The organism is Streptomyces sp. NPDC058157, assembly GCF_042884105.1.
In the GTDB taxonomy this organism is placed as follows: Bacteria; Actinomycetota; Actinomycetes; order Streptomycetales; family Streptomycetaceae; genus Streptomyces.
Genome location: NZ_JBHVUQ010000204.1, coordinates 1 through 12,590 on the forward strand (window position 1 = coordinate 1; position 12,590 = coordinate 12,590).

Sequence of the window (12,590 nt, forward strand, 5' to 3'; positions counted from 1 at the left end):
CCAAGATGGGGGGACGACGACCGCCGGTCCGGTGAGGAAGGGCCGCCCGTACGTCCGGTAGGGAGTGTCACATGAGTCAGGGGTCGATCGGCTCCTCCGGGTCCGCCTCCCCGGCCGTGGCGGAGATGAGCGAGCTGATCGAGCTGCTGGAGGTGGTCTGGGAGCGGGGCCGGGACACCGCCAGCGCCCAGCCGGTCTCCTCCGCGCAAGCCCGCGTGCTGTTCCTCGTCGAGACCAACGACCAGCTGAACCTGCGCGAGCTCGGCCGGCTGCTGGAGGCCGCCCCACCCTCCGTGACCCGCCTCTGCGACCGCCTGCAGGCCGTGGGCTTCCTCGAACGGCATCCCGGCGCCGACGACCGCCGCGAGGTCCTGCTCCGGCTGACCCCCGCGGGTCTGACGTACCTCCAACGGCTGCGCTCCCGCAGGCAGGAGGTACTCGCGGAGGCGATGGCCGCGATGCCGGAGGCGTCCCGGGCAGCCCTGGCGACGGGGCTCGCGGCCTTCTGCGCCGCGGTCGCGAAGCCACTGCGGCTGCCGTCCCCCGAGTCCTTCACCACCAGAACGGCCTGAACCGGACGGTTCCGGCCCCGGCCGCGCGCGTCTCGCCGGGGCCGGGTCAGCTCAGGCGCAGCGCCGCCGTGATGGTCTTGCCGTCGGCCCGGGTCGTGCACTCGACGTGCTGCGTCAGACGCTGGACGAGCGGCCAGCCGTAGCCGCCGGGTCGGTCGACCGACCCGGTACGGGCCGCGGGCGGGAGGGGGTTGGCGTCGGCGACCGACAGGCGCAGGACGCCGTCCGCCACGGCGGCCCGGAAGCCGGTGAGCCCGTGGCCGTGCCGGATGGCGTTGGTGACCAGCTCCGAGGTGACGAGCAGCGCGTCCGCGGCGGGGACACCGTCGAGGCTGACACCCACCAGGAGCAGCAGTTCCCGGACGTGCTCACGGGCCGCGGCAGCGGACTCGGGCGGCGGCGGCGCGTGCCGGTCGCCGACCCCTTCTCCGCGGTGCCGCTGCGCGCCGTGGAGGGGCTGGGGCATCGGGGGCGGGTGATTCATTCTCCTCGCCTGCCCATCGCCGCCCGGCTCGTACCGCGGCGCCCTGTCCGGGACCGTCCGGTGGCGGTCAGCATGTCATCGCCGTCGCCAGGCTGTCCGCCGTACGGAACGCCGGTGCGGCTCCGGTGACGTCCAGCAGCCGGCGGACGGCGGTGTGCAGCGGTCCGGCGAGGACGAGCACGCGATCGCGGCCGGCGTGGGCCCGCTGCGCGGCGAGCAGCGCGTGCAGCACGGACGAGTCGACGAAAGGGGTGCCCGACAGATCCACGACGGTGCGCGGCGGGCCGCCCTCCGAGGCCCGCGCCAGGGCGCGGACCAGCAACGGCACGTCGTCCTCGTCGACTTCGCCGTGCAGGCTGATGACGGTCGCGTCGCGCTCCGTGGTCGTGGTGACGACCGCTCTCCCTCCGGTCACCGGACCATCCTCCTCCATCGTGCGTGCTGCCGGGTAGGGCCCCGTCGGGCCGTCCCCCCGTCACCCACGGGGATGAACCCTCCACACCGTGTCCGCCGGGGTCCGGTTGCACTGCGCAGGGCCCATGGAGGATGGTTGCCGGAGGACAACTGTTGTTCCGAGGTCTTTCCCACGTGATGAACGCGATGAAGAGGTGAGGGGTCCGCGCAGCGGGCCTTCAACGTTTGGTTCCTTCCACCGAGACGACGTCGAATTCGCCCCCTGCGGCCCGGCCGTGGGGCCAGGCCCCCTACCCGGTGCTGGTGGCCGGCGCGGACGCGGTCGTGGTGCACGTCAACGAGGCGGCCGGGCTGGTGTTCCCGCGCGCCCGCCCGGGCTCGTCGATGGCGGACGCGGTCCCCGGCTGGCTGCTGTCCGCACACGCGCGCTACGCCACCCCCGTCCCCGCGCAGCGCCCGCCGACCGAGGCCGGGACCGTCCGGGGACGCGTCGGCGACCGGTCCTACGAGGCGCACCCCACGCCCCATGACGACGGCACGGTCGCATGGTGGCTGGTCGACGACACCGATCACCGCCTGGCCCGGGAGGCCCTGTGGACTGAGCGCAGACGCACCGAGTTCCTGGTCCGCTCCTCCAACCTCCTGCTGTCGTCCCTGAACCTCGACCGCTGCATGGACGTCACGGCGCAGATGGCGGCCGACCACCTCGCCGACGCGGCCCTGGTGATCGCCCCCGCGCGGGGCCCCATGCTTCCCGTCGTCTCGTGCGTCCGCGGCGGCGGCCCGTCGGTGTCGCTCGCCGCCGTCGACCCCACGGATGTGCCGGGGCTGGCCGAGGCGCTCCAGGGTTTCCCGCCCGTCCCCTCCCGGTGGCTCGACGCGTCGGCCGCGCCGGCCTGGCTGGTCCCGGACGGTCTCGACGCCCCGGGGTCGATCGTCATCACGCCCCTGCCCGGGCACGGTGTGCCCGCGGGCGCCCTGGTGCTGCTGCGCAACGACGGCGCCGACGCGTTCACGGAGGGCGAGGAGGTGTTCGCGCGCCTGTTCGCCGCTCGCGCCGGCGCCGCGATGTCGGCCGCCCGGCTCTACGCGGAGCAATCGTCCATCACCGACACCCTGATGCGCGAGCTCCTGCCCCCCACGCTGCACCAGGTCTCCGGGGTGGAGTACGCGGGCGGCTACCGGCCGTCGAAGGACCACGAACGGGTGGGCGGCGACTTCTACGACGTCCACCCCGCCGCCGATGAAAGCGCTTCCTCCCTGGTCGTCCTCGGCGACGTGTGCGGCAAGGGGCTGGAGGCCGCGGTGATGACCGGCAAGATCCGCAACACCCTGCACGCGCTCCTGCCGATGGCCGACGACCACCACCGGATGCTCAGCCTGCTCAACACCTCGCTGCTGAACTCCGAGAACGCCCGCTTCGCCACCCTGGTGCTCGCCTCCGCGGCCCGCAACGGCAACGCCGTGCGGCTGCGCCTGACGAGCGCCGGGCACCCCGCGCCGCTGATCCTGCGCTCGGACGGCCGGGTGGAGGAGGCACGCACGAAAGGCACCCTGGTGGGCGCGCTGCCCGAGATCACCACGCGGACGGCCCGTGTGACCCTCGCCCCCGGGGACACCTGCGTGCTGTACACCGACGGGATCAGCGAGGCACGGGGAGGGCCCATGGGCGGGGTGATGTTCGGGGAGGAGCGGCTGCGGCGCGCCCTGTCGGAGTGCGCGGCGATGCCCGCCCAGGCGGTGGTGGAGCACGTGCAGATGCTCGCCTCCCAGTGGGTGGGGGCGGGTCGCCACGACGACATGGCCGTCGTCGTCATCTGCGCGCCGCGCACCAACCACCTCAGCGCCGTGGACGGCCACACCCGCGGGCGGTTCACCGCGTGAGCCCGTACGACACCGCGCCGCCTGCTCAAGCCCCCGCGACCACCGCGGCTTCCGCGCCGTCGCCGGATGAACTCCGGGCGCGGGTGTGGGAGTCGGTGATGGCGCTCGACGAGTCCGCCACGATCGCCGCGGTGGTCCGCGCACTGGACGAGGGCATGGGCGCCGAGGACCTCCTGCTGGACGTCATCGCCTCCGTCCAGGGGCGGGTCGGACGGGAGTGGGCGGCCCACCGCATCACGGTCGCCCAGGAGCACGCCGCCACCGCCATCAACGACCGGGCCGTCACGGCCGTCTCCCTGCACCCCGCCGTGCACACGGCGCCGACGCTCGGCCGGGTCGCGGTCGCCTGCGTGGACGGCGAATGGCACGCTCTGCCCGCCCGGCTCCTGGCCGAGGTACTGCGCGTCAGGGGCTGGCGCGTCGACTACCTCGGGGCGCAGGTGAGCGCCCCGCACCTCGTCGCACACCTACACCGGACCGGGCCGGACGTCGTCGCCCTCTCCGGATCCCTCGCGACGCGACTGCCCGCCGCGCACGCCACCATCACCGCCTGCCAGGCCGCCGGGACCCCCGTGATGGTGGGCGGAGCCGCCTTCGGACCCGGGGGCCGCTACGCCCGCCTGCTGGGAGCGGACGGCTGGGCACCCGACGCCCGGGCCGCCGCCGACGAGCTGGCCCGCGGCCCGCTGCCGCAGGTCCGGCCCGGCCACCAGGCCGTCGACGACCTTCCCCACCTGAAGGACCAGGAGTACACGCTGGTGGCCCGCGGCCGTCCGCGCCTGGTCGCCTCCGTGTTCAGCCGGCTGGCGAACGCCTGCCCGGCGGTGCGCGCCTACACCGAAGCGCAGCGCGACCACACCGCCGAGGACCTCTCCCACATCGTCGAGTTCCTCGCCGCCTCCCTCTACACCGGTGACGAGGACCTCTTCTGCGGATTCCTGGTGTGGACCGCCGGAGTCCTGGACGCCCGCGGGGTTCCGGCCGCCTCGCTGCTGCCCGCCCTGGAGCTCCTGGGGCGGGAACTGCGGGACTTCCCCCGCGCCAGCGCCGCCCTGCGGGCCGGAGCCGCCCGCCTGACCCGTACCCCCCTCACCCCTGCCGGGACCGCCGAATGACGAGCACGCCCTCCGCCCCCCTCGGCCTGACGCACTCCGTCTCGCACGACGCGGCCCTCATCGAGCTGACCGGCGACCTCGACCACCTCCACGCCGACCTCCTCGTCGAGGCCGTGGGCCGGCTGCTCACCGCACATCCCGGACTGCGGGACCTGCGGCTGGACTGCGCCGGGCTGTCGGCCGTCGACTCCAGCGGCCTGGCGGCGCTGCTGATGGTCCGCCGGCGCACCGGTGAAGCCGGCGCGGGACTCCACCTCGACGCGCGGACCGTTCAGCTGGAGCGCCTCCTCCAGGTCACCGGCACGCTGGAATACCTCACAGCACCCGCCGCCGGGCCCGCGGAACGGCCCTCGGGCCGGGGTCGCACGGTCTGCGGGACCGGGTGGAGCGAAAAATCGTGATCAGCACCGGGAGATCCACCCCGGGAGAAGCGGCAATGCCGCGGAAGGTATGCCGTCCGGATCTCTGGGCATGAGCGCGCTCGGCAGCCAAGGACCACCAGGAAGGAACGGCCATGACGCCCCGTTCGGCCGCAGCCGTCAGCCCCGATCGAGCGACGGACCACTGGATTCCGGCCGACGCCCCGGCTGAGGAGGGAGCACCGCCGGCGGGAGTCCTCCCCCGCGTGGAGCTGGCGCGCGAGCTGCCGCCCACGGACGCCCGGGAGTTGTCGCGCCTGTTCCTCGCGAGGCTGCGCACTCTGGAGGAGGGGACGCGTGCGTACCAGTACGCCCGTAACACCCTCATCGAGATGAACCTCTCCCTCGTGCGGTACGCCGCCCGCCGCTTCCGGGCCCGGACCCCCGGGGGCGGGACCGACATGGACGACATCGTCCAGGTCGGCACCATAGGCCTGATCAAGGCCATCGACCGCTACGACCCCGAGCGCGGGGCGGAGTTCAGCACCTACGCGCTCCCCTACATCACCGGCGAGATCAAGCGGCACTTCCGCGACACCACCTGGGCCGTCCACGTGCCGCGCCGCCTCCAGGAGCTGCGCACCGAACTCGCCAAGGCCCAGGAGGCCCTCACCGACGAGCTGAACCGGGCCCCGACGGTCAGGGAGGTCGCCCGGCACCTCGGGCTGTCGGAGGAGGAGGTGATAGACGGGCTGGTCGCCGCCAACGGCTACACCAGCGGCTCCCTGGACCTCGCCTGCGAGGAGGACGAAGCCCCGGGGACGGGCCGTACCCCACGGGCGCTGGCGGACAGGCTGGGTGACACGGATCCGGCCATGGAGCTGTTCGAGGACTTCCACACGCTCGCTCCACTGCTGCGCGAGCTCAGTGAGCGGGACCGGCTGATTCTGCACATGAGGTTCGGCCGGGAGAAGACGCAGGCGCAGATCGGAGCCGAACTCGGCATCTCACAGATGCAGGTCTCCAGACTGCTCTCCCGCATCCTGGGCCGGCTCCGCGCCGGCATGCTCACCTAGGTCTTCGGGCGGCGCTCACGGTCAGCCGCTCCGGCCACGCACGTTCGGCCCGGAAGGCCCCGTGGATGCCTCGCAGGACGCATACGGTGGTCACGACAAGACAGCCACGTAGCGGTGGGGGTGGAGCACGAGTGAGAAGCAGCGGACCGCCGGTCGGCCATGTACCGCGACGGCGGCCGCCGGCGACGCGACAGCGGCTGCACCTGGCGCTGGACGGCGTCCGTGGCCAGGTGGCGAAGGGGCGCGACTTCACCCGGCGGGCGCTGCGCGACCGGGGCTGGGACCAGACCGAGAGTTCGGAAGACGCCCTGCTCGTCGTATCGGAGCTCCTGACCAACGCGAACCTGCATGCCGGCGGCTGCCTCCAGCTCGTCCTCACCCTCGGGGACACCCTGCGCATCGAGGTGTTCGACGGCTCCCCCGTCCCCCCGCGCCGCGTCCCCTCCCCCCGGCGCGGCGTTCCGGGCGGCCACGGGCTCCACATCGTCAGCCGTCTGTCCGACCGCTGGGGCTGCGAGGCCCAGGAGCACGGCAAGGCGGTGTGGGCGGAGATCGAAGGAGTCCGGCTGGTCTCCGGCGAGGCCGCCGGGACCTGAACCGGCCAGGTGGGCCCCGGTTCGTCCGGGGCGGGGCCGCCGGTAGCGGTGCCCCGGCGACCCCCTGGCCGCCGCGCTCGCGCGCGCCGGTTCCGCCACCGTCACCGTGGCTGGAAGGGGTTCCGGGCCGCCCCGCACCGTTCCTCCGCTCCTGCGGCCGGCGGGAGCGCGGCGGATCCCGCGTACAGCGCGGAGACGGCGTCCAGCGCCTCCCGCAGCCCGCGAGGCCGCCTCATCCCCGCGGTCACGGACCCCGCGGACCATCCCGGGCCCGCGAGGAAGACGACGGGAACGGTCCTCGCCCCGCTGGGCCGAACGCCGTCGACGCCACCTGCCTCGCCGGCACGCCGTCCGCCGTCCGCCGTCCGCCGGGGACTGCGACCACAGCACCACGGCCGTCGGACCCGACCGGCCCACCGCCGCGCGCAGAGCCTCCGCCCGGCACGGCGGCGCCGAACATCCGGGTCGGCAGTCCCCGTTCGGTCAGACCCGCGGCCAGTGCCTCCAGGGTAAGCGTGTGCTGCTCCCCCGGCAGACAGGCCAGCACCACGGGCGCCGCCCGGGCCGAGACCCCGGGGGCGGGAACGGCCGCCCTCCGCAGCGCGGTCGACACGTGCCACGACAGCAAGTGCTCGACCTCGACGTACCGGTCGTCCGCCGACTCCCACTTACGGCCCACCGCGTGCAGGGTCGGGACCATGACCTCCTCCCACGCGGTCACCAGGCCGTGGGCCTCCACCGTCCGCCGCAGCAGCGCTTCCATGGCCGGGCCGTCGAGCCGTACGGCCGCGCGTGCCAGCCCGCGGCACTCGTGCCGCACCTCTCCCAGCGGCAGCCCGCTCCCGGGACCGCCTGACGCCTCCGCCCCGGCCGGCGGGGCGACTGCTTCCGCCGGTTCGGGCGCGCAGGGCGCACCCCGCTCCCCGGCATCAGGCTGACGGCGGGCGGCCGCCGCCCGGGCGGCCTCGGCCGGAGGGATACCGGACGAGGTGGGCCGGCACTTCTCTTCGAGCATCGCGATGTCACCGGGCATCCACCGACGGTGCCCGCGGCCTTCCCGGACCGCCGGTCCGATGCCGTACCGCTGCTCCCAGGAGCGCACCGTGGTGGGAAACACCCCCAGGCGCCTCGCGACCGCGCCCGTCGTGACGCCCAGGGCCGTACCGCTCATACGCTCCATCCTACGATGCGGAAACGATGCGAGTGAGGCCGGCCGAGGCTGCCGGTCACGAGCGGTCGTCCCCGTGCTCAGCGAGCCGAGGGTGCGCCGTGGTCGCGCCACCGGCCCCCGGGAGGACGATTGCCGCCTCGCGCACCGCCCTCTCGGGGTGCCGGCGCCGCCAGTAGGGGTTGTCGTGGTCCAGTCCGCCGCTGACACGGCCGTACATTCCGAAAGTCATGATCAGCAGGCCCATCAGGAAGCTGAAGACGACGTTCGACAGACCGAAGTCCAAGACGTTGGCCTCGTGCCCGATGAGGAACAGGTGGACGAACCCGCTCGCCAGGAACAGCACGCCGACGGTGATGTTGACCGTCGAGGCGAGGTTCCCGCCGACTGCGGCGGCGATGACGAGCAGCAACCCGAAGGCGACGGAGACCGTGCTGAGCAGGCCGTTGGTGGACAGGCCCGCGATGCGCTGCCCGTTCGTACCGAAGGACGACAGGCTGTCGGCGAAGCCGAGGCAGCCGAAGAGGAGGAGCAGCAACCCGCACAGGGCGGCTCCGACCCGGTACACCTGGCCGAGTCGGTGGTCCACGGGCAATTCGTCTCGAAGGCGCATGGGCCCTCCCGCGATGCGAGGTCTGGTCCCGAGGGAGCCAGCATGACCGGCGGCGCCGCCCGGGGAAACTCGCCTCGCTTCTGCGTCGAATCACACCCGGGAGAATGAGGGCGCCCGGCGTCGGCTGACAGGACCGAGCCTCCTCCGGTTCACGCCGTCAGGCGGGTTCCGCGGGGCGGGGGCCGCCGTCGGTGCGGCGTTCCGCGGCGCGGGTGATGTTGCGGGCCATACCGCCGAAGACCACCGCGTGGAAGGGGGAGACGCTCCACCAGTAGAGGTGGCCGAGCAGGCCGCGCGGGTGGAAGAGGGCCCGCTGGCGGTAGCGGGAGCCGCTGCCGTCCGGGTCGACGTACATTTCGAGCCACGCGAGGCCCGGCAGGCGCATCTCCGCGCGCAGCCGTAGCAGGCGGCCCGGTTCGATCTCCTCCACCCGCCAGAAGTCCAGCGAGTCCCCCACCCTCAGCCGGGAGGCGTCCCGGCGGCCCCGGCGGATGCCGGCGCCGCCGACCAGCCGGTCGAGCCAGCCGCGTACCGCCCAGGCGAGGGGGGCGGAGTACCAGCCGTTCTCGCCGCCGATGCCCTCGACGATGTGCCACAGCTCGCGCGGGCCCGCGGAGGTCTCCCGGGACCGGTGGTCGGTGTACAGGCTGCCGCCCGCCCAGTCGGGGTCGGTGGGCAGCGGGTCGCTGGGTGCGCCCGGCAGCGAGGCGTTGGACCAGCGGGTGGTGACGTTCGCCTCGCGGACCCGTCGGAGGGCCAGTTCCAGGGAGCGGTCGAAGCCGATGGGGTGTCCCGGTACGTCGGGCACGTAGCGGGTGATGTCGCGGTCACGGCAGACCACCTCGTGCCGCAGTGACTCGGCCAGGGGCCGGGCCAGGGCCCTCGGGACCGGCGTGACCAGGCCGATCCACAGGCTGGACAGCCGCGGGGTCAGCATCGGGACGCGCAGGATCAGCCGTGGCGGCAGCTTGGCGACCTCTGCGTAGCGGCGCATCATCTGCTCGTAGGTCATGACGTCCGGCCCGCCGATGTCGAAGGTCCGGTTGACCTCGGGGGGCATGCCGGCACTGCCGACGAGGTAGCGCAGGACGTCGCGGACGGCGATGGGCTGGACGCGGGTGCCGACCCAGCTCGGGGTGACCATGGCGGGGAGCCGCTCGGTCAGGTAGCGCAGCATCTCGAAGGAGGCGGAGCCCGAGCCGATGACCACGGCGGCGCGCAGCACCGTGGCCGGGACGGGCCCGGACAGGAAGATCTCGCCGACCTCGGCGCGGGAGCGCAGGTGCGGCGAGAGGGCGTGGGAGGGCTCGTCGGCCGGGACGAGGCCGCCGAGGTAGACGATGCGGCGGACGCCCGCGGCCCGGGCGGCCTCGGTGAAGGTGCGGGCCGCTTCCCGGTCGCGCTCCTCGAAGCGCGGGCCCGTGTTGAGGGAGTGCACGAGGTAGTACGCGACGTCGACGCCCCGCATGGCGGCCGTGGTGCCGGGCGAGTCGGTGACGTCCCCCCGGACGGTTTCGACCCGGTCGGCCCAGGGGTAGTCGCGCAGACGTTCGGGTGAGCGGGCGAGGCAGCGGACCCGGTGGCCGGCGTCCAGCAGTTCGGGCACCAGGCGGCCGCCGATGTACCCGGTCGCACCGGTGACCAGGCAGTGGAGCCGCGCCCGGGGCGCTTGAGGTTGTTCCGGCGTGCTGTCCACGACACCCCTCCGTTCTCATGGCCGCTCCCGGATCTTTCGCGGCCTGTGCCCCTTCCTTACAGGATCACCCGATTCGGGCGGGGATTGCGCTCCCGGGCCGCGTACGCGCCGCTCGCGACCGCACCGCGTAGGCGGCCGCTACTCGGCTGAGTTCCGGTCGCGGTCGCCGCGGCGTGCGGCGCGTGCCGCGCGGAGTTTGCGGGCGGACCAGGCGGTGGCGGTGAGGAGGGCGGCCGAGGTGAGGTTGCCGAGTACGTCGTCGAGGAGGAAGTCGCGCAGGACGGTCCAGGTCAAGGTCATCGTCGGCTCCGGATCGCAAGGGTGGCGGGAATGTGGGGAATCGGGTCCGCTGCGACTGTGCCGACTGGTCTGATGGGTCCGGGGCCTGACGGCGCTTCGGGGCTGGTCGGAGTGGTGGAGCGGCTGGACATGGCCGGTCTGGGCTGGACAACCGGGGGGGTTCGGATGGCACGGCGGAGGCAGTTCGTCCAGCGGCCTAAGGCCAGGGCGCTCGCGGAGTTCATCGTCCGCATCACCCAGCGGCGTTCGACCCAGTGGGTGCACGAGCTGATGGGCCGGCCGAGCCGGGCGACGTGGGCGACGTACATGAACGGCTCGGTGATCATCCCCCGGACGACGCTCGGCGCCCTGGTGAAGGCCGTGAGCGCGGCCGACGGCCACGCCCTCGCCGCGCGCCTCCGAGAGGCGGACCGGCTCTGGAAGGCCGCTGACGAGGAGTCCCGGCGCCCTGAGGGCGACGCCGGCGAGTCGGCACTGGTCCACCTCCACGAGCGGCTCGCCAGGGCCGCGGAAGGCAGGTACCGGGCCGAGCTGGCGGCCGCGCGGGCGAACGCGACGGTGGGCACCCTGCGGGACATGGGCGCCCTGCTGGGGGTGGTGATCGACTCGACGAGGGCGCAGCTGCGCATGGCCACGGACCGGGAGCGGGCCGGGCTGCAGCGGCGGCTCGCCGAGGCCCGGGTGCGTGAGGATCGGATCGTCCGGGAACTGGCGCGGGCGCAGTCCCGCCGCTACACGGCGGAGCAGGCCCGGCAGGCCCTGTCCACGGAGATGATCGCCGCGAGGGAGGAGATCGCCCGGCTGCGCCAGGACATCGCGCGGATCCCGGAGCCGGATCTGCCGGACCCCTCCCCCACCCCGCCGGTGGCACTGCTCCCGGCACCCGAAGTGGTGATGGAAGTCCTGGACGAGCGGCTGGACGCCATCATCGGCGAGCGCCCCGGGGCAGACGAGGAGGTGGCGGACCTCGTAGAACTGGCGGGGCTGGAACCCGACGCCGCCATGGCGGCCGCGCCGCCGGACATCGAGGGCGAGGTCGTCCAACCCGCGCCTCCCGGATCCGCGCCGCCGACCGGCGGGAGGGCTCGGTTGTCCAGCGTTGTCCTGGACGACGGGCGAGCGGGAACTCCCTCGCGGCGGCGTCCGGCCGTCCGCGCCGTGTGCCTCGCCCTCGTGGCGGCGCTCGGGGTCTCGCTCGCCTGGGACCCCGCGCCCGCCGGGCCGTCCGCGCCCGACCCCTTGAGCCGGCGCGACGGAAGCCCGCTGACCATCGGCGTCACGATCGACGCGCCCGGGCTCGGCGCCCTGAGCCAGGGCGCCTCCCGCGGCTTCGAGACCTCGATGAGCACGTGGCTCGCCACGCGCCTCGGATTCGGGAGCGGGGGTCCCCGGTTCATGGCCCTGACCCCGGGCGAGCGGCTGACGGCGCTGCGGGAGGGGCGAGTGGACGTGGTCATCGCCCACGTCGAGATCACCGAGACGCGCAAGCACGAGGTGGACTTCGTCGGCCCCTACCTGCGGAGCTACCACGGGGTCCTCGTCCGGAAGGGGGACCGGGGCGTCTCGTCCTTCAAGGACCTGGACGGCCGGACGGTCTGCACGCGCCAGGGTTCCACCAGCCAGCTGGCCCTGCTCAACGAGAACGGGGCGCTGATCGAGACGCGGGCCGGGCTCGCGGAGTGCGTCGCCTCCCTCCGCCGCCACGAGGTGGACGCGGTCCTCGACTCACAGGTGGATCTCTACGGGTACACGGAGAACCACGACGACATCGAGGTGCCGCCGGCGGTGACGGACGGACAGGACGCGGGCTTCTACGCCATCGCCCTCGCCAAGGGCACGCCCGTGGAGTCGTGCAGGAGGGTGTACCGCGCCCTCCAGGAGTACGTGCGCACCCGGTGGGCGGCGGACTTCCACTCCAACCTGGGGGACGCGGTCAAGGCGTTCCCCACGACGTGGAACGCGTTCGCCCCGGCTGAGGGCGACATGAACCGGTCCTCCTCGTGCCCCGTGCCCTGAGCCGGCGGGAACGGGGCGTGCCGCGCGCCGCTCCCGCTCGCGCGCTGCGGCCATCGAACCGGGACGGCCGCCGATCCTTGGAGGCGAGCAGGTCCCCTGCTGCGTCACGACGGCCGCCCCGGCCGTCTCCGCGCCTACCCAGGTGCACCCGTCGCCACCCAGGAGCGCGGACATCGCGGTGGCCCGCCCCCCCGGGAGGGGGGGGGGGCACCCCCCAGGGCCGCGGTCGGGGACCCGCCGGGCCCCGGGGGGTTTAAAACACAGAACCGGGCCCCGCAAATATTTTTTTTTATGTAG

13 protein-coding genes are annotated in these 12,590 nt (G+C 74.0%); 7 read left to right on the forward strand and 6 right to left on the reverse strand.

What is annotated here, in order from left to right; translation table 11 throughout:
• Positions 1 to 71 precede the first annotated feature (71 nt).
• Entirely contained in the window at positions 72 to 572 is a 501-nt protein-coding gene (locus tag ACFVXK_RS32320) for a MarR family winged helix-turn-helix transcriptional regulator (RefSeq protein ID WP_389618785.1), read from the forward strand.
• A gap of 46 nt (positions 573 to 618) precedes the next feature.
• Here ACFVXK_RS32320 and ACFVXK_RS32325 read toward each other — a convergent pair whose 3' ends face one another.
• Together ACFVXK_RS32325 and ACFVXK_RS32330 are read right to left on the reverse strand one after the other, a co-directional pair.
• Complete coding sequence (locus tag ACFVXK_RS32325; protein ID WP_389618788.1) at positions 619 to 1,038, reverse strand: ATP-binding protein; 420 nt, start codon at positions 1,036 to 1,038, stop codon at positions 619 to 621.
• Between the two features lie 85 nt (positions 1,039 to 1,123).
• Entirely contained in the window at positions 1,124 to 1,471 is a 348-nt protein-coding gene (locus tag ACFVXK_RS32330) for an STAS domain-containing protein (RefSeq protein ID WP_389618792.1), read from the reverse strand.
• A gap of 296 nt (positions 1,472 to 1,767) precedes the next feature.
• Here ACFVXK_RS32330 and ACFVXK_RS32335 point away from each other — a divergent pair, with 296 nt between their 5' ends.
• The 5 genes from ACFVXK_RS32335 (at position 1,768) to ACFVXK_RS32355 (ending at position 6,500) form a co-directional block, all read left to right on the forward strand.
• Complete coding sequence (locus ACFVXK_RS32335; protein WP_389618820.1) at positions 1,768 to 3,354, forward strand: PP2C family protein-serine/threonine phosphatase; 1,587 nt, start codon at positions 1,768 to 1,770, stop codon at positions 3,352 to 3,354.
• A 98-nt stretch (positions 3,355 to 3,452) separates the two neighbouring features.
• Complete coding sequence (locus tag ACFVXK_RS32340) at positions 3,453 to 4,469, forward strand: B12-binding domain-containing protein (RefSeq protein WP_389618795.1); 1,017 nt, start codon at positions 3,453 to 3,455, stop codon at positions 4,467 to 4,469.
• Positions 4,466 to 4,870, forward strand: a complete 405-nt coding sequence (locus tag ACFVXK_RS32345) for an STAS domain-containing protein (RefSeq protein WP_389618798.1) — start codon at positions 4,466 to 4,468, stop codon at positions 4,868 to 4,870. Before ACFVXK_RS32340 ends, ACFVXK_RS32345 begins: the two co-directional genes overlap by 4 nt.
• 113 nt (positions 4,871 to 4,983) lie before the next feature.
• Positions 4,984 to 5,904, forward strand: a complete 921-nt coding sequence (locus ACFVXK_RS32350; RefSeq protein WP_389618801.1) for a SigB/SigF/SigG family RNA polymerase sigma factor — start codon at positions 4,984 to 4,986, stop codon at positions 5,902 to 5,904.
• 131 nt (positions 5,905 to 6,035) lie between these two features.
• Positions 6,036 to 6,500, forward strand: a complete 465-nt coding sequence (locus tag ACFVXK_RS32355) for an ATP-binding protein (RefSeq protein ID WP_389618804.1) — start codon at positions 6,036 to 6,038, stop codon at positions 6,498 to 6,500.
• Positions 6,501 to 6,744: 244 nt separating this feature from the next.
• Here the strand turns inward: ACFVXK_RS32355 and ACFVXK_RS32360 are convergent, their stop codons facing one another.
• From ACFVXK_RS32360 to ACFVXK_RS32375, 4 genes are all read right to left on the reverse strand, one after another.
• The gene (locus ACFVXK_RS32360; RefSeq protein WP_389618806.1) at positions 6,745 to 7,671 is read right to left on the reverse strand and encodes a B12-binding domain-containing protein; all 927 of its coding nucleotides are present in this window, start codon (positions 7,669 to 7,671) and stop codon (positions 6,745 to 6,747) included.
• A 55-nt stretch (positions 7,672 to 7,726) separates the two neighbouring features.
• Positions 7,727 to 8,281, reverse strand: coding sequence for a DUF4383 domain-containing protein (locus tag ACFVXK_RS32365; RefSeq protein ID WP_389618809.1), 555 nt, complete (start codon positions 8,279 to 8,281; stop codon positions 7,727 to 7,729).
• Between the two features lie 157 nt (positions 8,282 to 8,438).
• Positions 8,439 to 9,977 carry an SDR family oxidoreductase gene (locus ACFVXK_RS32370; RefSeq protein WP_389618812.1) on the reverse strand — a complete coding sequence of 513 codons (1,539 nt, stop codon included), beginning with the start codon at positions 9,975 to 9,977 and terminating at the stop codon, positions 8,439 to 8,441.
• A 138-nt stretch (positions 9,978 to 10,115) separates the two neighbouring features.
• Positions 10,116 to 10,277 carry a hypothetical protein gene (locus tag ACFVXK_RS32375; RefSeq protein ID WP_389618814.1) on the reverse strand — a complete coding sequence of 54 codons (162 nt, stop codon included), beginning with the start codon at positions 10,275 to 10,277 and terminating at the stop codon, positions 10,116 to 10,118.
• Between the two features lie 165 nt (positions 10,278 to 10,442).
• On the opposite strand from ACFVXK_RS32375, the gene ACFVXK_RS32380 reads away from it, so the two are divergent.
• Positions 10,443 to 12,293, forward strand: a complete 1,851-nt coding sequence (locus ACFVXK_RS32380; RefSeq protein ID WP_389618817.1) for a transporter substrate-binding domain-containing protein — start codon at positions 10,443 to 10,445, stop codon at positions 12,291 to 12,293.
• The last annotated feature ends 297 nt before the right edge of the window (positions 12,294 to 12,590 follow it).